The organism is Avibacterium sp. 20-132, assembly GCF_023611925.1.
Taxonomy (GTDB): Bacteria; Pseudomonadota; Gammaproteobacteria; order Enterobacterales; family Pasteurellaceae; genus Avibacterium.
This window is the reverse complement of sequence record NZ_CP091456.1, coordinates 1,530,001-1,549,305: the sequence shown is the minus strand read 5'-3', so window position 1 is coordinate 1,549,305 and position 19,305 is coordinate 1,530,001. Positions and strand designations below refer to the sequence as shown.

At 39.2% G+C, this 19,305-nt stretch carries 17 protein-coding genes, 2 rRNA genes and 2 pseudogenes (1 of these 21 only partly in view); 7 read left to right on the top strand and 14 right to left on the bottom strand.

Annotation, left to right across the window (positions count from 1 at the left end):
• Window positions 1–13 precede the first annotated feature (13 nt).
• Window positions 14–2,065: a methionine--tRNA ligase gene (gene metG / locus L4F93_RS07370; RefSeq protein WP_250349685.1), complete on the bottom strand. Its 2,052-nt coding sequence runs from the start codon at window positions 2,063–2,065 to the stop codon at window positions 14–16.
• Window positions 2,066–2,244: 179 nt separating this feature from the next.
• On the opposite strand from metG, the gene apbC reads away from it, so the two are divergent.
• Window positions 2,245–3,369, top strand: a complete 1,125-nt coding sequence (gene apbC / locus L4F93_RS07365; protein WP_250351660.1) for an iron-sulfur cluster carrier protein ApbC — start codon at window positions 2,245–2,247, stop codon at window positions 3,367–3,369.
• Window positions 3,370–3,665: 296 nt separating this feature from the next.
• On the opposite strand, the gene rpsO is transcribed toward apbC, so the two are convergent.
• Entirely contained in the window at window positions 3,666–3,935 is a 270-nt protein-coding gene (gene rpsO / locus L4F93_RS07360; RefSeq protein WP_250349684.1) for a 30S ribosomal protein S15, read from the bottom strand.
• Between the two features lie 174 nt (window positions 3,936–4,109).
• Here rpsO and L4F93_RS07355 point away from each other — a divergent pair, with 174 nt between their 5' ends.
• The 3 genes from L4F93_RS07355 (at window position 4,110) to L4F93_RS07345 (ending at window position 7,852) form a co-directional block, all read left to right on the top strand.
• The gene (locus L4F93_RS07355) at window positions 4,110–5,204 is read left to right on the top strand and encodes a sugar diacid recognition domain-containing protein (protein ID WP_250349683.1); all 1,095 of its coding nucleotides are present in this window, start codon (window positions 4,110–4,112) and stop codon (window positions 5,202–5,204) included.
• 122 nt (window positions 5,205–5,326) lie between these two features.
• Window positions 5,327–6,703: a GntP family permease gene (locus L4F93_RS07350; RefSeq protein WP_250349682.1), complete on the top strand. Its 1,377-nt coding sequence runs from the start codon at window positions 5,327–5,329 to the stop codon at window positions 6,701–6,703.
• A gap of 12 nt (window positions 6,704–6,715) precedes the next feature.
• Complete coding sequence (locus tag L4F93_RS07345) at window positions 6,716–7,852, top strand: glycerate kinase (protein ID WP_250349681.1); 1,137 nt, start codon at window positions 6,716–6,718, stop codon at window positions 7,850–7,852.
• A 259-nt stretch (window positions 7,853–8,111) separates the two neighbouring features.
• Here L4F93_RS07345 and ruvB read toward each other — a convergent pair whose 3' ends face one another.
• The 8 genes from ruvB to L4F93_RS07305 form a co-directional block, all read right to left on the bottom strand.
• On the bottom strand, window positions 8,112–9,119 hold the full coding sequence (gene ruvB, locus L4F93_RS07340) for a Holliday junction branch migration DNA helicase RuvB (protein ID WP_250349680.1): 1,008 nt from the start codon (window positions 9,117–9,119) through the stop codon (window positions 8,112–8,114).
• 13 nt (window positions 9,120–9,132) lie between these two features.
• Window positions 9,133–9,747 (bottom strand): Holliday junction branch migration protein RuvA, encoded by a 615-nt coding sequence (ruvA, locus tag L4F93_RS07335; protein WP_250349679.1) that lies wholly within the window; start codon window positions 9,745–9,747, stop codon window positions 9,133–9,135.
• A gap of 86 nt (window positions 9,748–9,833) precedes the next feature.
• Window positions 9,834–10,394, bottom strand: coding sequence for a crossover junction endodeoxyribonuclease RuvC (ruvC, locus tag L4F93_RS07330; RefSeq protein ID WP_250349678.1), 561 nt, complete (start codon window positions 10,392–10,394; stop codon window positions 9,834–9,836).
• 77 nt (window positions 10,395–10,471) lie between these two features.
• The gene (locus L4F93_RS07325) at window positions 10,472–11,212 is read right to left on the bottom strand and encodes a YebC/PmpR family DNA-binding transcriptional regulator (protein WP_250349677.1); all 741 of its coding nucleotides are present in this window, start codon (window positions 11,210–11,212) and stop codon (window positions 10,472–10,474) included.
• Window positions 11,213–11,585: 373 nt separating this feature from the next.
• On the bottom strand, window positions 11,586–12,029 hold the full coding sequence (gene nudB, locus L4F93_RS07320) for a dihydroneopterin triphosphate diphosphatase (RefSeq protein WP_250349676.1): 444 nt from the start codon (window positions 12,027–12,029) through the stop codon (window positions 11,586–11,588).
• Window positions 12,030–12,071: 42 nt separating this feature from the next.
• Entirely contained in the window at window positions 12,072–13,841 is a 1,770-nt protein-coding gene (gene aspS / locus L4F93_RS07315) for an aspartate--tRNA ligase (protein ID WP_250349675.1), read from the bottom strand.
• A gap of 84 nt (window positions 13,842–13,925) precedes the next feature.
• Window positions 13,926–14,222, bottom strand: a complete 297-nt coding sequence (locus tag L4F93_RS07310) for a type II toxin-antitoxin system RelE/ParE family toxin (protein WP_250349674.1) — start codon at window positions 14,220–14,222, stop codon at window positions 13,926–13,928.
• Window positions 14,223–14,513: a type II toxin-antitoxin system RelB/DinJ family antitoxin gene (locus L4F93_RS07305; protein WP_250351659.1), complete on the bottom strand. Its 291-nt coding sequence runs from the start codon at window positions 14,511–14,513 to the stop codon at window positions 14,223–14,225.
• A gap of 197 nt (window positions 14,514–14,710) precedes the next feature.
• On the opposite strand from L4F93_RS07305, the gene cmoA reads away from it, so the two are divergent.
• Window positions 14,711–15,436, top strand: a complete 726-nt coding sequence (gene cmoA, locus L4F93_RS07300) for a carboxy-S-adenosyl-L-methionine synthase CmoA (RefSeq protein WP_250349673.1) — start codon at window positions 14,711–14,713, stop codon at window positions 15,434–15,436.
• Window positions 15,437–15,870: 434 nt separating this feature from the next.
• Here cmoA and L4F93_RS07295 read toward each other — a convergent pair whose 3' ends face one another.
• On the bottom strand, window positions 15,871–17,058 hold the full coding sequence (locus L4F93_RS07295; RefSeq protein ID WP_250349672.1) for a porin: 1,188 nt from the start codon (window positions 17,056–17,058) through the stop codon (window positions 15,871–15,873).
• Between the two features lie 354 nt (window positions 17,059–17,412).
• Window positions 17,413–17,844 (bottom strand): annotated as a pseudogene (locus L4F93_RS07290) (phage head morphogenesis protein); the annotation flags it as partial.
• 92 nt (window positions 17,845–17,936) lie between these two features.
• Here L4F93_RS07290 and L4F93_RS07285 point away from each other — a divergent pair.
• Window positions 17,937–18,125: a hypothetical protein gene (locus L4F93_RS07285; protein WP_250349671.1), complete on the top strand. Its 189-nt coding sequence runs from the start codon at window positions 17,937–17,939 to the stop codon at window positions 18,123–18,125.
• A 123-nt stretch (window positions 18,126–18,248) separates the two neighbouring features.
• A pseudogene (locus L4F93_RS12450) lies at window positions 18,249–18,504 on the top strand (lipopolysaccharide kinase InaA family protein).
• Between the two features lie 211 nt (window positions 18,505–18,715).
• Here L4F93_RS12450 and rrf read toward each other — a convergent pair.
• Window positions 18,716–18,831 (bottom strand): 5S ribosomal RNA (rrf, locus tag L4F93_RS07280).
• Window positions 18,832–18,944: 113 nt separating this feature from the next.
• Window positions 18,945–19,305 (bottom strand): 23S ribosomal RNA (locus L4F93_RS07275); it runs 2,538 nt beyond the window's last position.

The window sequence follows — 19,305 nt, the reverse complement described above, 5'->3', positions numbered from 1 at the left end:
CTCTTACGCTTGATTACTTCACGCGCGCCCCTGCTTTTGCACCAGAATCAACATCAAGTAAGAATAAATCTGCGCCACCACTGCCCGCAGAAAGAATCATTCCTTCTGACATACCAAATTTCATTTTACGCGGTGCGAGGTTGGCAACCATAATCACCATACGCCCCTCTAATTCTTCAGGTTTATTGTAAGCCGCCTTAATCCCAGAGAAAACTTGGCGTTGTTCAACGCCTAAATCTAAGATAAATTTCAATAATTTGTTACTTTCAGGCACTGCTTCACATTTTAGCACTTTAGCAACGCGCAAATCTAATTTGGCAAAATCATCAATGCTGATCGTGTCTTCAAAAGGCTCAATATCTTGTGAATTTTCTACCGCACTTTTCTCGCTATGGGATTGTGGAAGTAATTGTGCATTTTCAGCTTTAGATGCCTCAATCATTTGTTCAATTTGTTTCATCTCTAAACGAGAGAACAATGCCTTAAATGGTGCAATTTTATGCGCGAGCAAAGGTGTTGCAAGGTTGTCCCAAGTAATTTCGGCTTGCAAAAAGGCTTCGGCACGCTCTGCCAATTTCGGTAACACTGGTTTTAAATACCCCATTAATACACGGAAAAGTTGGATACCCATTGAGCAAACTTGCTGTAATTCTTGCTCTCGCCCTTCTTCTTTGGCAATAACCCAAGGTGCTTTTTCATCAATATATTTATTCGCTTTATCCGTTAATGCCATAATTTCGCGGATCGCTTTACCAAATTCGCGATTTTCATAATAGGCTGCAATTTGTTCAGATTGTGCGGTAAATTCAGCAAATAATTGTGGATCTTGCAAGGTTGCGGCAAGCTCGCCATCAAAACGTTTTTGAATAAACCCTGCATTGCGTGAAGCAAGATTAACTAATTTATTCACCACATCGGTGTTTACTCGTTGAACAAAATCCTCTAAATTGAGATCAAGATCGTCAATTCTATTCCCCAATTTCGCCGCATAATAATAGCGTAAATACTCTGGATCTAAATGTTTTAAGTAAGTTGCCGCTTGGATAAATGTGCCACGAGATTTCGACATTTTTTCGCCATTTACGGTAACATAGCCGTGAACAAAAATATTATCTGGCTTACGCAATTCTGCCCCTTCTAACATAGCGGGCCAAAACAAGGAGTGAAAATACATAATATCTTTACCAATAAAATGATAAAGTTCCGTTTGGCTGTCTTGTCGCCAAAAATCGTTAAAGTCTAAATCCCCTTTACGCTCACAGAGGTTTTTAAACGATGCCATATAACCAATTGGCGCATCAAGCCAAACATAGAAATATTTGTTTTCTGTATCAGGAATTTTAAAGCCAAAATAAGGGGCATCACGAGAAATATCCCACTGTTGTAAACCCGCTTCAAACCATTCTTGCATTTTGTTCGCCACTTCCTGTTGCAAAGATCCAGAGCGAATCCACTCTTTCAACATTGCTTCAAAACTTGGTAAATCAAAGAAAAAATGCTCACTCTCTTTCAACACTGGCGTTGCACCTGAAACCGTAGAGCGTGGATTAATTAATTCTGTTGGGCTATATGTGGCAGAACAAACTTCGCAATTATCACCATATTGATCAGGGGATTTACATTTTGGGCAAGTCCCTTTAACAAATCGATCAGGCAAGAACATTTGTTTTTCAGGATCGAATAATTGTGAAATAGTACGGCTTTTGATAAAACCATTTTCTTTTAATTTGCGATAAATACATTGTGCCAATTCACGATTTTCTTCACTATGGGTAGAATGATAGTTATCAAAGCTAATATTAAAGCCTTCAAAATCTGCAATATGTTTCTTCTGTACATCGGCAATTAACTGCTCAGGCGTAATACCCATTTGATCAGCTTTCAACATAATTGGTGTGCCGTGCGCATCATCGGCACAAACAAAATAAATTTCGTTGCCACGCATACGTTGGAAACGCACCCAAATATCGGCTTGGATATGTTCAAGCATATGTCCTAAATGGATAGGGCCATTGGCATAAGGCAATGCACAAGTGACTAAAATTTTACGAGGTGAATTTGACATTATCTGTTCCTTTATCATCAGAAAAATTGTGCCGAATTTTACCTTATTGACGGTATTTTTTCCAGTTCAAGGCGGTTTATCTCAATTTATACTTAACAGCACCGCGTTGCCGTGTTTAAATATACCAACAAATTTACTCAACTATTTACTTACGATCGACTTAACAATAGGAAATAATGATGAGCATTCATTTTTCAGCGAATTTAAACGAGGCGCAACAAGCCGAGATTCAACAACGATTCCAACAATTTAAACAGCAAAGCTTACAGCGTGATTTAATTAGCCTCAATGCAATCAAAAAAGTAGAACTCGGTGCAGGCGTTTTACGCATTGAAATTGCGATGCCTTTTGCTTGGAATAGCGGTTTTGAACAATTAAAAGCGGCCCTAACTAAGGAATTAGAAAAAATTACCCAAGCACAAGAAGTAAAATGGGTGCTGAACTATCAAATCGCCACATTAAAACGTGCCAATAACCACCCCGCAGTGAAAGGTATTAAAAATATCATTGCGGTGAGTTCAGGTAAAGGTGGTGTGGGCAAATCCACGGTTTCAGTAAATTTAGCTTTAGCCTTACAAGCGCAAGGGGCAAAAGTGGGATTACTTGATGCCGATATTTATGGTCCTTCCGTACCTCATATGCTTGGCGTCGCAGATCAACGCCCAACCTCGCCAGATAACAAACACATTAATCCTATTGAAGTATATGGACTACGAACCAATTCAATTGGCTATTTAATGGAACCAGATAATGCCACCATTTGGCGTGGGCCTATGGCAAGCAGTGCATTAAGCCAACTTTTGCAAGAAACCCTATGGGCAAAAGATGGCATAGAGCTGGATTATTTAGTGATTGATATGCCGCCGGGAACGGGAGATATTCAGCTTACGCTCTCACAACAAATCCCTGTAACCGGGGCGATTGTGGTTACTACCCCACAAGATATCGCCTTAATTGATGCGATTAAAGGGATTTCAATGTTCCAGCGTGTTTCTGTCCCTGTGCTTGGTATTGTGGAAAATATGTCGGTGCATATTTGTAGCCACTGCGGTCATCACGAACCAATTTTCGGCACTGGTGGTGCTGAAAAAATGGCAGAAAAATATCAAGTAAAAGTCCTCGCACAACAGCCATTACATATCCGCCTACGTGAAGATATGGATAACGGTAAACCTACAGTGATTTCTGCCCCAGACAGCGAAATTGCCCAATCTTTCTTACAGTTAGCAGAAAACGTTGCCAGCGAACTTTATTGGCAAGGTGAAATTATTCCAAGCGAAATTTTATTTAAAGCGGTGGAATAAACCTATTCGCACTTCACCAAGTGCGGTGCTTTTTTCACAAATTTTTCAACGCATCTAATTTCAATATAAGGGCGGTTTGATGTATTCGCCCTTATATCGCTTAACTAAAAAACGACTGGCGATAAAGCACTAAGCCTGTACCATATGATGTAAAATTGCCTCATTCTCTCATACATTAGTGCGGTGTTTTTTTCGGCAATTTTACGCATAAAAGAAAATTCATTCTGCTCATCACCCAATCTTGGGCATAAAAAAACGCTCAATCTCTTGAGCGTTTTCTTTACTTAATTTAATGATTAGCGACGTAAACCTAAACGCGCGATAATTTCGCTATATTTAGCTAAATCAGTACGTTTTAAGTAATCTAATAATTTACGACGACGAGAAACCATACGTAACAAACCACGACGACCGTGGTGATCTTTTTTATGAACAGCAAAATGACCTTGTAAGTGGTTAATTTGCGCTGTTAATAATGCAATTTGAACTTCTGAAGAACCAGTATCTTTTGCATCACGACCAAACTCAGCAACGATTTCTGCTTTTTTTTCTGTACTTAGAGACATAGTTAAATCCTCAATTATAGGGGTTAATCATACATCAAACGCCGATCTCTAATTCAGCGCCGACAAGGAGCGATAATTGTAGCGGTTAAGCAAAAAAATGCAATAAATATCTTGGGGAAATACATATTTTAATTATATGATTTAATCAAGTTTGATTTCATTTTCAGGTGGATTATGGAACTAGATCAACAAGTCGCACAGAAAATAGTGAAACGAGCAATGCATATTATTCCGAACAGTGTCAATGTAATGGATAAAAATGGGATCATTATTGCTTCAGGAGATACCTCCCGTTTAAATCAAAAACATATTGGTGCGGTGATTGCAATTCGAGAAAATCGTGTTGTGGAAGTCGATGAGCTCCTTTCGCAAAAATGGAATCAAGAAGCGAAACCCGGTATCAATATTCCGATTAATTATCTTGGTAAAATTTTTGGCGTGGTGGGGGTCTCAGGTCACCCAGAGGAAGTGCGTCCTTATGCCGAATTGGTAAAAATGACTGCGGAATTAATTATTGAACAATATATTTTAATTGAGCAAGAGCGTTGGTCTCATCGTTATAAAGAAGAATTTATTTTACAGTTAGTCGATAATTCACAAAAATATCCTTTACTTGCTCAACAAGCACATTTCTTTGGCATTGACCTATCCCTTGATTACATAGTCGTATTGATTAATCTATGCCATTCCAATCAGAACCAATTACAAGAATTAGTGAACTACTTACAGCAGCAAAATGTGCTTTTTGCCATTCATTCTCTGGACTCGGTACTCATATTATTCCCCGCCAGTGAACGCCAAAATAAAAGATTACTGAAAACACTTGTTCCACCGCATTGGAATCTCCGCGCCTATAAGATTGTTGTAGGTGGCTTTTTAGGCGGAAATGAAAAACTCTCCCTTTCTTATAAAACCGCATTAAGTACGTTAAACTATGGATTAAAATTTTTTCCGAAAAAAGCAGTTTACTTTTTTGAACAGTGCCAACTGCCCGTTTTATTAGATGATTTAACGGATTCTTGGCAAGCTAAGGAATTGTTAAAACCAATTAATAAACTTTATACTCAAGATACTAATCAACAATTACACAAAACTTTACAACAATATTTTTTGTCAAATTGTGATCTCCCTCTCACCGCTCAAAATTTATTCATTCATATTAATACGCTACGTTATCGCCTTAATAAAATTGAACAAATAACTTCTTTATCTTTCAATAGGATAGAGGATTTGTTTATCTTTTATTTAAGTATATTATTAAAAAAGTGATTTGTCCTTTTTGACAAGTTATTACTGATTTTTATCCTATTTTTTGTATCTTCGGATAAAGCATTCTCTATTAGGAAAAACAATAATATGAGTGATGATTAATCCTATAAAGGAGAAATAATATGACAGGCATCGCACTCATTATTAGCTTTATCCTTGCTATCTTGATGATGATTTTTATGATAGCGAAATTAAAAGTTCATCCATTCCTCGCTTTAATGAGCATTTCCCTTGCTTTAGCTCTTCTTGCTGGCATTCCTCTCACAAAAATTCCCTCAATGATTGGGGTGGGTTTTAGCGGAACATTTAAAAGTATCGGAATTGTGATTATTTTTGGTGCAATTATCGGTATGGTACTAGAAAAAACAGGCGCAGCCTTAAAATTGGCGGATATCGTCGTTAAACTGGTTGGACAAAAACGACCTGAACTTGCAATGCTTATTATGGGCTGGGTTGTGGGTATTCCTGTATTCTGTGATAGTGGTTTTGTTGTGTTAAACCCAATTCGTGAAGCTATTCAGAAAAAAATTGCCGCAAATCCTGTTGGCACAGCGGTTGCGCTTAGTGCCGGTCTCTATGCCGCACACGTATTCATTCCACCAACACCGGGACCAATTGCCGTAGCTGGTGGTTTAGGCTTAGAGCATAATTTATTATTAGTGATTCTGATGGGAATTACAGTGTCTATTCCTGTGTTAATCGCAAGCTATCTTTTTGCCAAATTTATTGGCAAGCGAGTTATCTTACAAGATGAGACGAACGATGAACTTATTGCTCAAGGCTATGAAGCGTTATTGCAAAAATATGGCACGTTACCCAATGGTTTTCTGAGCTTTGCCCCTATCTTTGTACCGATTATTTTAATGGCATTAGGTTCAATAACTAAAATTTCAGGCACAACAGGAGACATAGCTAACTTCGTTTTATTCTTAGGTCATCCGATTATTGCCTTAGGTGTTGGGCTAATTTTCGCTATTATTCTGATTTTTCAATGTGGCAAAATCAAAACATTTGAAACCTTAACAAATGATACCCTAAAACTTGTTGGCCCTATTCTGTTTATCACTGCAGCGGGTGGCGTATTAGGTAAAGTCATTGTTGAAGCTGGCTTTGTAGAATATATTAAAGAAAACGCACATATTATTAGTAGTGCCGGTATTTTCTTTCCATTTATCATCTCTGCAATTTTAAAAACGGCGCAAGGCAGTTCAACCGTAGCGATGATTACCACCGCAGCAATTATGGGAATGTTTAACGTTGATGATTCTCTAATGAATGCTTTGGGTTTAACCAGTGAAATTGCGGCTGCACTAACCGTAATAGCAATTGCAGCAGGCGCAATGTGCGTTTCTCACGCGAATGATAGTTACTACTGGGTAGTTACAAACTTCAGCAAGATGACCGCACAACAAGGGTATCGTACACAAACCGCACTGACTTTTATTATGGGAATCGTGGGGATTAGCACGGTTTATGTTCTCTCCTTAGTTTTACTTTAATGGAAATTGATAATGAAAATACTCATTGCACCAGATTCATTCAAAGAAAGCTTAACCGCTCTTGAAGTAGCGGAGGCGATTGAAATTGGCTTTAAAAAGATTTTTCCACAAGCTCAATATTGTAAAATCCCAATGGCTGATGGTGGTGAAGGTACGGTGCAATCCTTGGTGGATGCCACCAAAGGAAAGCTAATACGATGTGCTGTCACTGCTCCGTTAGGTAATAAAATTGATGCATTTTGGGGGCTTTCTGGTGATGGTAAAACCGCATTCATTGAAATGGCAGCGGCTTCTGGATTGCATCTTGTACCAATGGAAGCACGCAATCCATTGAAAACCACCAGTTTTGGTACGGGAGAATTGATTTTAGAGGCATTAAATTATGGCGTTAAAAAAATTATTCTAGGTATTGGAGGGAGTGCAACCAATGACGCAGGTGTAGGAATGTTGCAAGCCTTAGGCGCATGTATTCTCAATGGTGAAAATCAGCTTTTAAGCTATGGTGGCAAGCAGTTAATTAACATCGTTCATATTGATTTACACCAGCTTGATCCGCGTTTAGCCCAAGTACAAATTGAGGTTGCTTGTGATGTGAGCAATCCAATGTGTGGTGAGACAGGGGCATCAGCAGTATTCGGGCCACAAAAAGGGGCAACGCCTCAAATGGTTCAGCAACTGGATGTCGCACTTGCACATTTTGCACAAACCGTGTGGCAACAACTTGGTATTGATATTGCTAACCAAGCGGGAGCTGGCGCGGCAGGAGGAATGGGCGGTGGGTTATTGCTTCTCCCTAAAGTGCGGTTGAAAAAAGGGGTAAATATTGTATTAGAAACCTTAAATTTTGCCACACAAGTACAAAATGCGGATTTAGTGATTACAGGTGAAGGCAGAATGGATGGGCAAAGTGCATACGGAAAAACGCCAATTGGCGTCGCTAAAGTAGCCAAACAATTTGGCAAGCCTGTTATTGCTATCGTAGGTTGCCTACGAGAAGATTACGAAGTGGTGTATGAGCAGGGTATTGATGCGGTATTTCCCATTATTCGTCAGCTAGACAGCTTGGAAAACACCTTACGATCAGGAAAAGAAAATCTGATTTCAACCGCACAGAATGTTGCCCGATTTTATCAGTTAGCCACAAGATAACTTGAGTTCAGCTCAAAGTGCGGTGCAAAAATTAAGAAAATTTGTACCGCACTTAATTTATCTATGGAATAGTTTTTTCATTCGCTTTTCTTAATTAAACGTGATTACCACATCTTATCAGGACTAAATATAATGCGATCCAAAATCCTCTTTTATCTCATTATACTTTGAGTGAATATTTAGCTAATTTGCGATGAAATTTTCTACCTATCTTGCAAGCAAATGGTTCGCTCCCCTACTTGCTCCTTTCTTTTCTTGCTTAGTCGGTGAGTTTATTGACACCAAAATGGCGATAGGTTCGTAATGTGGCGATACGTCCTCTTGGTGTACGTTGTAAAAAACCTTGCTGAATTAAATAAGGCTCAAGCACATCTTCAATGGTTTCGCGTTCTTCACCAATGGCGGCAGCAAGGTTATCTAACCCCACAGGGCCACCGTCAAAGCGTTCAATAATTGCGTTTAGTAATTTGCGGTCCATAAAATCAAAACCAGCCGGGTCCACATCCAACATTGAAAGGGCTGATTGCGCAATTTGTGCGGATATTTGGCCTGCATTTTTTACATCCGCATAATCACGCACGCGACGTAGTAAACGGTTTGCAATACGTGGTGTGCCACGGGAACGGCAAGCAATTTCTTGTGCGGCATCTTGTTCAATGGCTAAATTTAAACATTGCGCACTGCGTGCCACAATAGACGTGAGATCTTCCACTGAATAAAATTCTAAGCGTTGCACAATGCCAAAGCGATCTCGCAAAGGGGAAGTGAGCGAGCCAGCTTTAGTCGTTGCACCAATTAAGGTAAAAGGGGGTAAGTCTAATTTGATCGAACGTGCGGCTGGCCCTTCACCAATCATAATATCAAGCTGATAGTCTTCCATTGCGGGATACAGGACTTCTTCAATCGCAGGGGAAAGGCGGTGAATTTCGTCAATAAATAGTACATCGTGCGGTTCGAGATTGGTAAGCATCGCAGCAAGATCACCTGCTTTTTCTAATACTGGCCCAGATGTGGTGCGGATATTGACGCCCATTTCATTGGCTACTATATTTGCCAGCGTGGTTTTTCCTAAACCCGGAGGGCCAAAAATTAAGAGGTGATCGAGCGCATCTTGACGCAACTTTGCTGCTTGAATAAAAATTTCCATTTGCTCACATACTTGTGGTTGCCCCACATAATCAGTGAGTAATTTAGGACGAATCGCACGATCAATATATTCTTCATCAAATTTTTCTGTTGCGCTAACAATTCTATCTACTTCAATCATTATTCTGCCTTATTTATAACGCTGCTTTTAGGGCTTCGCGGATTAATTGTTCACTATTAAGTGTTGGATCGGCGACTTTTTTCACCATTTTTTCCGCCTCACTTGCTTTGTAACCTAAAGCAATTAATGCCGCTACCGCATCATCAATATGCATATTTTCTTTGTTTGATGATTTTTCAACCATAGGCAAATGGGTACTTTCAATAAAGAAATCGGCTTGTTGTAAATCTTTAAATTTCCCTTTTAATTCAACCAGTAAACGTTCTGCTGTTTTTTTTCCAACGCCCGGAATTTTAACTAATTTAGACAATTCTTCACGTTCTATGGCATAGGCAAATTCATTTACTGACATTGCAGATAAAATTGCTAAGGCTAATTTAGGCCCAACGCCATTGGTTTTAATCAGTTCGCGAAATAGACTACGATCTTGTTTATGAGAAAAACCAAATAATAAATGGGCATCTTCTCGCACCACCAAATGGGTGAATAATGTGGTTTGTTGCCCTGTTTCTGGTAAGTTATAAAAGCTGGTCATTGGCAATAAAAGTTCATAGCCGACGCCTTGTACATCAAGTAAAATTTCTGGTGGTTGCTTCTCGACTAATAATCCTGTTAAACGGCCTATCATAATTTCCCCTTAAAACGATTTGCCATAGCATAAAATAAAACTGGATAAATATCCAGTTTTAAACAATAAATTTTCACCCTTAACGACTATAAACGAAAACGCCCTCGGCTATATCTAGGACGTAAAAGTGCGGTGCTTTTTACGCCTGTTTTTTGCATATTTTGATTAACTTGAGCAAGTTGGGCGGCAGAATGAGCGTGGGTGATGGCGATAGCTAAGGCATCTGCCGCATCGGCTTGTGGCTTTGCAGATAATTTGAGGATTCGCATTACCATTTCTTGTACTTGGGTTTTATCCGCAGCGCCTGTTCCGACCACCGTTTGTTTTACTAAACGAGCCGCATATTCAAACACTGGTAAATCTTGGTTCACCGCAGCGACAATCGCCACGCCACGTGCTTGCCCGAGTTTTAATGCAGAATTGGCATTTTTTGCCAAAAAGACCTCTTCAATGGCAAACATTGTAGGGTGGAATTGGGTGATAATTTCACTCACACCAGCATAAATTCGTTTTAAGCGTGTGGGCATATCTTCTGCCTGAGTGCGAATTACGCCGCTACCTAAATAGTCTAATTTAAGTCCAACTTGGCGGATCACCCCATAACCCGTTAAACGAGATCCCGGATCGATACCTAAAATAATTGCCATCTTTTTTCCTAAATGAAAAAGGTGCTGATAAGATCACGCACCTTTTAAATTATCGTCAATAAAATCAATGTGAAAAATTAAAGTAGTGCCGCCACTTCATCACTGATTTCACCATTGTGATAAACGTTTTGCACATCATCACAATCTTCCAGCATTTCAATTAAGCGTAATAATTTTGGTGCGGTTTCTGCATCAAGATTCACCGTAGTAGATGGGATCATTGTGACTTCTGCTTCTTGAATTTTAAAGCCAGCTGCTTCAATCGCTTCACGCACGGCGCTTAAATCTTCCCACGCAGTATAGATTTCAAAGCTACCATCTTCTTGCGGTTGGATATCATCTGCGCCCGCTTCAATCGCCGCTTCTGTTAAAGCATCTTCATCCGCTTCAGCAATCAAAATTAAGCCTTTTTTACTGAATAAATATCCTACCGAGCCTTCTGTGCCTAAGTTTCCGCCACATTTGGTGAAACTTGGGCGAACTTGTGAAATCGTGCGGTTTGCATTATCGCTTAGGCATTCCACCATAACCGCTGTGCCGCCCGGGCCATAGCCTTCATAGACTTTGGTTTCCATATTCGTATCATCGCCACCGCCTACACCACGGTCAATGGCACGATTAATGGTATCACGTGTCATATTGTTAGAAAGGGCTTTATCCACCGCCGCACGTAAACGTGGGTTGGCACTTACATCACCACCACCTAATTTTGCTGCGGTAACTAATTCACGAATTAATTTAGTAAAGATTTTTCCACGTTGGGCATCTTGGGCGGCTTTACGGTGTTTAATATTCGCCCACTTACTATGTCCTGCCATTTTTTTTCCTTCTATTTTCTGTGATCTTTTTGATCTTGAGTTTAATTAAATTTGTTTATTTTTATAAATCGGGTTTCGCCGTTGCGACTTACTTTTTCTTTGCTCGTACAAAGTAAAAGTAAGCAAAAAGAAAGCACGCCCGACTTCACTGCTTTTCTTCACTTGGTTGAAATTTTCTTTACGCAAAATTCAGAACTCGCTACGCTCAAACACGCTGAATTTTGCTAAAAATTTCAAGTCGTTCAGGCAATTCAGACGGGATCAAGCTGAACGCTGATATTATTTATATTATTCCCCAAGTGCGGTGAAAAATTCTCTTATTTTTTCATCGCATCTTTCCCCTTTTTAGCAAAAAGAGGCGAGGGGAGATTTATCAGCCTTTATTTATTAAATATTTCTTTATCGCTGCGGCATTATTTGGCGATTTTGTTAGCTGTATGGCTTCTTGCGCCGAAACCCATTTAAAAGCTAAATGCTCAGTTAATTGAGGCTCAAATTCTTGTTCAACCGCATATAAAAACCAATATTCTCGACAGTGCGTGATATTCGGTGCGTATTTATAGCGGAAATGAGGAAAAATTTCAAATTCTACGCTTTCATTGCAATCAAAAAGTGCGGTGGAATTTGGTGAAATTTTTAACCGCACTTCTTCCCAAAGTTCACGAATCACCGCTTCTTTTGGTGTTTCGCTCTTTTCTATTGACCCCGTTACCGACTGCCAAAAATCAGGATCATCTTTGCGTTGCAACATTAAGACCAGATTTGTCTTTTTAGCATAGATAACAACTAAAATACTTTGCGGATTTTTGTAATTCATACAAGATAAGACGTGGGTGTCCCCACGCCTATTTACCTAAAGTTATTTCTCGTTTTTTACCACGCTAATCCCTAATTCGGCTAAAGCTTGTGGATTCGCATAGCTTGGCGCTTCTGTCATTAAGCACGCCGCGGCGGTGGTTTTCGGGAAGGCGATCACATCACGAATGTTGTCTGTGCCAGTTAAAAGCATCACTAAACGATCTAACCCGAAAGCCAATCCTGCGTGTGGTGGCGTACCGAATTTTAAGGCATCAAGTAAGAAACCAAATTTTTCATATTGTTCTTCTTCATTAATGCCAAGAATACGGAAGACCGTTTGTTGCATTACTGGGTCAAAAATACGTACAGAGCCACCGCCTACTTCGTAACCGTTAATGACCATATCATAAGCATTTGCTACTGCTGAGGTTGGATCTTGCTCAAGTTGTGCTGGGCTGAAATCTTTCGGTGAAGTGAACGGGTGATGCATCGCGGCAAGATTGCCTTCTTCATCACGCTCAAACATTGGGAAATCAATGACCCAAAGTGGTTTCCATTCGTCTAAACGGGTTAAGCCTAAATCACGACCTAATTTCAAACGCAATGCACCCATTGCATCTGTTGCCACGTTCCATTTATCCGCACCAAAGAAGAGAATATCGCCATTTTGTGCTTGTACACGTGTTAATAAAGCATTCAGAACATCTTCAGATAAGAATTTAGCGATTGGGCTTTGCACCCCTTCTAAGCCTTTTTCAAGCTCATTCACTTTCAACCAAGCTAAGCCTTTTGCGCCATAAATGCCGACAAATTGAGTATATTCATCAATTTGTTTACGCGTAATGTTTGCGCCATTTGGCACACGAATCACGGTAACACGGCCATTTGGATCATTAGCTGGGCCGCTAAATACTTTGAAATCAACCTCTTTAACTAAATCAGCCACATCGACCATTTCTAATGGATTACGCAAATCAGGTTTATCTGAACCAAAACGTTGCATTGCTTCTTGCCACGTCATCATTGGGAATTTGCCGAGATCTACGCCTAAGATCGCTAACCATAATCCGTGGATCATCTGTTCCATAATTTCACGCACTTCTGGTGCGGTTAAGAACGAGGTTTCCACATCAATTTGGGTAAATTCAGGTTGACGATCAGCACGCAGATCTTCATCACGGAAACATTTTACAATCTGATAATAACGATCAAAGCCAGACATCATCAATAATTGTTTAAACAATTGTGGTGATTGTGGTAAGGCATAGAATTTCCCTTTATGGACACGGCTTGGTACTAAATAATCGCGCGCACCTTCAGGGGTGGCTTTCGTTAGCATTGGGGTTTCAATATCTAAGAAACCGTGATCATCCATAAAACGGCGTACGAAACTGGTAATCTTCGCACGAGTTTTCAAGCGTTGCGCCATTTCAGGACGACGTAAATCTAGGTAACGATATTTTAAGCGTTGTTCTTCTGTATTATTTTGGTTGAAATCCAATGGCAATACATCCGAGGCATTATAAACAGAAAGAGATTTTGCCAACACTTCCACTTCGCCTGTTGCCATTGTTTTATTAATTTGATTTTCAGGGCGTGCAATGACTTCACCTTTAACTTGAATACAAAACTCATTGCGTAAATTGGCTGCCGCGCTCAATGCTTCTTGATATTTAGGATCAAAACAAACTTGCACAATCCCTTCGCGATCGCGTAAGTCAATAAAAATAAGTCCACCTAAATCACGGCGTTTATTCACCCAGCCACTTAGCGTAACCTCTTGCCCAATGTTGTTGCGGTTTAATGCCCCGCAATAATGAGTTCGCATCATAATATTTTCCTTTAAAATTTTAAAAAGTGATAACAGCGGAATTATAGCGGAAATCGAGGGCGGATAGAATTGTTAATTGAGAAGTTATGCAAAAACTTCTGAATGTGTGTTTAACCGAACTAATTTTAGGCATTGTTGTTCAATTTTATAAATTAGCACGAGATCATTGAGAATATGGCAATCCATATAGCCTTTCAAATTATCTTTAAGTGGATGATTTTTATATTCGGCAGGCAGGGTTATCCCATTTGTTAAGTAATGCATTACTTCCAAATAGCGGGGATGAACAAACAAGTGTGGCATTTTTTTGGCAAGTTGTACTAAATCTCGCTTAAATTCTTTTGCCATTTCAATTTCATTAATTGGCAACGGCTGGCTCATTTATTCTTTTCCTTCGGCTTTTTGTTTTAGTAAAGAGGCAAGATCAGTATTAGCATCAAGAGAAAACCGCTCAGCTTTTCCATTTTCAATTTCATCCATTGCCATTAACGTTTTTGTATTAGGTTGCAAATAATTCAAACTTAAAGGAATAGCTTTAGTCGCAACAATTTCCGTTAAAAACATATTGAATACCTGTGAGGGAGTAAGACCATATTGTGCAATCACTTCAAACGCCTCGGTTTTTAAATGCTGTGGCAAACGAAAATTCACCACCGCATTATTGTTCGTCATTGTTGCCATAATAAACCTCTTGATAGATTAAGTTAAGTTTATGGCATTATATTGCATATACATTATCATTACAAATTAAGCTTAATCTATTTTCATTTGTGAGAACCACCGTCTTACTCTAAAATACAAGCAAAATAAAGTGCGGGGAAAATTTTATTAATTTTCAGCACATTTTAGTGAAAAATTTAGGATAAATAATGACTAAAGATACCCTCTTTTCTGCCCCGATTAAAAATTTAGGCGATTTTACTTTTGATGAAAATGTCGCGGAAGTGTTTCCCGATATGATTCAACGTTCTGTGCCGGGATATTCTAATATCATTACCGCAATTGGTATGTTGGCAAGCCGTTTTGTTACGCCTAATTCAAATGTGTATGATCTGGGTTGTTCCCGTGGTGCAGCAACGCTTTCTGCCAGACGTCATATTCAGCAACCTAATGTGAAAATTATTGGGGTGGATAATTCGTTGCCAATGGTAGAGCGTTGCCGTCAGCATATTCAGGCTTATCACAGTGATATTCCCGTTGAAATTTTATGTGATGATATTCGTCAAATTCACATTGAAAATGCCTCAATGGTGATTTTGAATTTCACCCTGCAGTTTTTGCCTCCGCAAGATCGCACCACGCTACTGACAAAAATCTACCAAGGTTTAAACCCAAATGGGGTGTTAGTGTTATCGGAAAAATTCCGTTTTAATGATGAAAAAATTGATGATTTACTGATTAATCTGCACCACGAATTTAAACGAGCCAATGGTTATAGTGAGCTAGAAGTTAGCCAAAAACGTACCGCACTTGAAAATGTGATGCGAACAGATGAGATTGAAACGCACAAAGTGCGGTTAAAATCCATAGGATTTTCTCACGTTGAACTGTGGTTTCAGTGTTTTAATTTCGGTTCAATGATTGCCATTAAATAATGAAAAGGCGCTCATTCGTTTTGATTGCACTATTAGGAACGGTAATTCATCCCCTTTATGCTCAAGATAGGGGAGTTACCGGCCTTTCACAACTGAGTATAGATCCGCTTTTCACGCGCGATTTTATTATTTTTATAACCGCACTTTAACAAATCCACAACAACTTATTACTACCAGCCAAAAATTAGGGACTGAATTGCTTTATGAATACCAGAACCTTAATGCTATTGCAGTGCATATTCCTGAGAAATTGGATCTTCGATTGTTAGAAAAGCAGTTAGCAAACCTTAACGGTGTATTACAAGTAAACCCATCACAGGTCATGCAATTGCATGAAAAATAGAAATTTAAAAGTAACCGATTCAAAGTTAGCACATATTAAAAAAGCCACGTCAAACGTGGCTTTTGGGATAGATAAATATCTAATCTAACAATTAGAAGTAAACGCGTAAACCAACAGCATAACGGTTATCTTTAGCGCTTTGAGTTTGACCTTTAACTTTCACATCATTGCCACCAATAGTACCAGTGCCTTTAACGCGTGAATGTGCATACTCAACATAAGCTACTACATTTTTGTTAAATGCATAATCTGCACCAACAAGATAAACATTTTCTGTTAATTTCTGATTTTTAGCTACATCTAAAGTCCCAACTACAGAACGTAAGAAGTTTGCATCGCCTTTATCGAAACTTAAGCCTGCTTTGTTACCTTTATATTGATTACGTTCCCAAGCGGCATACACAGAAGCGTTCTCTAAATATTGGTATTTAGCCGCAACTTCTAAGAAACGACCTCTTCCTTCTTGATCTTGGGTTTGGTGATCTTTGTAATAAGATTGACCATACTCAGCACCGAAAGTTGCTGGCCCATAAGTAAATTGAGAAGCTACACGCCAAGATTGAACTTTACGACCTGTTCCTGTTGTTTTTTTAGCTTGAACTGGAGGAGTAGCATCTTTATTCGCAGCCTCACCATTGTCATACACTTCTACAGTATAGCCAGCATTTAAATTTACCCCAACGTCAGCGAATTGACCTGCATAAAATGCAGATGTACCATAAGCATATTTAAGGTCTGAAGCTTCATTCTGTTTCTTAGCTTGACCAAAAGTATAATCAGCGCCAAAACCTAAAGTTTGACCTTCAGCTAATTGAAAATCTGCTGAGCGGAAAGAAACGACTTTATCACCACCAGTGAATAAGTTATTGTTACCACCGAATAGATAAGAATGATCATTAAGCTCTACTGCATCACCAGTAGTATCTTGTTTACCAAATGAAACACGACCAATTTCATCTTTTTGAAGTGCTAACCACAATTTATTAGTTTTAATATTATTGAATGAAGAACCAGTATCCCATTTATCACCACCATCGTTGAAACGTAAACGAGAGTAACCGATTACTTTAACACCTTCACCTAAATCGTGTTGTGCTTTGAATTCTAAGCGTGAACCAACGTTACGAAGGTCAGCACGTTCATTATCGTTGAATTTACCTAAAGCTACATCAAAACGACCGCCTACATCTACTTGTGTGCCATCGTTGTTATAAACTGTTGCCGCGCTTGCTGAAGTTGCTACAGCTGCAACTGCTAATGCTAATAATGTCTTTTTCATAATTAAATTCCTTTCAGAATTAAGTTGTTATAACAAATTTTAAAGTTAGGCTAAAACTTTTCTTAAAAGAAAATGTCAAAGCTGACTTCACTTGAAGCACGGCTATATTGGCAAAGAAATATTCAAGTGTCAATGTAAAATCTGAAAAAGTTCATTGTATTTAGTGATCAAGATCACATATTTTAAGAAAAAATCCATCTCTATATTTGCTTAATGCGGAATTTGTATGAATTTGCACCTAATGTATAAAATATAAATAATGATGACTTATCAAGATTACTTAAGGCATATAAGAGCTAAAGTTAATAACAGTATTAAATTCTCTTTCAAATTGAGCAAAATCCCATTTCAACCCCCGCCACTCATTTCCCGTTTAGCAAATTGGTGAGCGAGTTTTTCGGGGTACAGGTCTAAATTGGGTTTATAACTTGTGCGCCCCACGTTGTAATCAAAGCCACGGTCAGTAATCACCCAACGATCTTCATTGACCTTAAACGCCGTGGTTTTCTCGGTTTCTCGTTGGTTAATTTTACGCTCATATTCCACCAATCGCCCTTCGCCTTGGCTAACTTCGAGGTTACGCCGCTTAATATCCCGCTCGGCAAGGGCAATCACCGTACAACGGCAATTAAAGCCATTAGGCGGGTAAAAGGTGTGCCAGAATGGATCATCGTAGGCATATACTAAACCATTCATTGCGCTATGACTTGGGCGGGTGCGATCATCATTGACGGCGCTATATTGCCAATAAGGGCGGTTATCTACATTATCTCGCATTTGTTGATACCACTGAGCAAAATCACCATCCTCAAAAGAGCAATGATTTTGTCGAATAAATAATTAACAAAAAAGCACCGCACTTACAAAATCGCTCAAATATGACTTATTTGAGTGAATTTTGGGTATTACGCGTAAAAAAGACAGCCCGCTATAAAGGAGAGCAAAAACCAGAGCAAGTAGCCGCTTATCAACATACATTGGAACAATACGATGAATATCAAGCCGTTTTATTGATGAAACAGGATTGGATACCTTTTATTACCGCCCTTATGCCTAATAATTGCTAAACGATACTTGCGCACATCATCTGTTGCAGCTCAAATCAAAGACCAAAATAGCCTATAATTACACTCATGATTTATTCAGCCACGATGGATAGGCGTTTATTTGAAGCAGAGTTTGAATGAGTATTGCGACTAATCTGTCAATTACATGATCGACAAATTTGCCACACCAACCTCAACCCCCATACTATTTTAGTACAACATTTCGTCACGCCAGAACAAAAATATTGGCTCTTAGAAATGCACAGAAAAATCGGGTAATAGTTGGAAAGCCCAAAATCTAACTAAATTACACCGCTCTTTTAATAAAGAGGGAAATAAACTGGCAATTCAATTTACTCAGCCAGATTGGAATGAAATTTTAGTTGGATATTGTAAATAATTTAGCAGCTATATAAATCCTTTTCTCTTATTTTGAATAAAAATAGAAATTTTTATTTGACTTTGCAAAAAGTGAATTTTAAAAATTTAATAACCTACTTAGATTTCAATCCTCTTTTATCTTTTGAGTAATAGAGTGAAAATATCCTCCTCCCTCCAAAAATGGAAAAACGCCACTGAGTTCCCTCAATGGCGTTCTTCTTTCATTCAAAACCTGGCGGTGCCCTACTCTCACATGGGAAACTCCCACACTACCATCGGCGTTACAGCGTTTCACTTCTAAGTTCGGCATGGATTTAGGTGGGTCCACTGCACTAACGCCGCCAAGATAATTCTTTCGCTTATCTAAAGCTTATCTCTCTTATCTACAGACTTCAAAGCCTTTCGCTCTAAAATCCCTACTCTCTCAATCAAAAACAAGCCAAAACCCTTGAGCGTTGTATAGTTAAGCCTCTCGGGCAATTAGTACTGGTTAGCTCAACGACTCACATCGCTTACACACCCAGCCTATCTACGTCTTAGTCTCAAACAACCCTTACCAACTTAAAGTCGGGGAGAACTCATCTTAAGGCAAGTTTCGTGCTTAGATGCTTTCAGCACTTATCTCTTCCGCATTTAGCTACCCAGCAGTGCCTCTGGCGAGACAACTGGTACACCAGTGATGCGTCCACTCCGGTCCTCTCGTACTAGGAGCAGCCCCTCTCAATTCTCCAACGCCCACGGCAGATAGGGACCGAACTGTCTCACGACGTTCTAAACCCAGCTCGCGTACCACTTTAAATGGCGAACAGCCATACCCTTG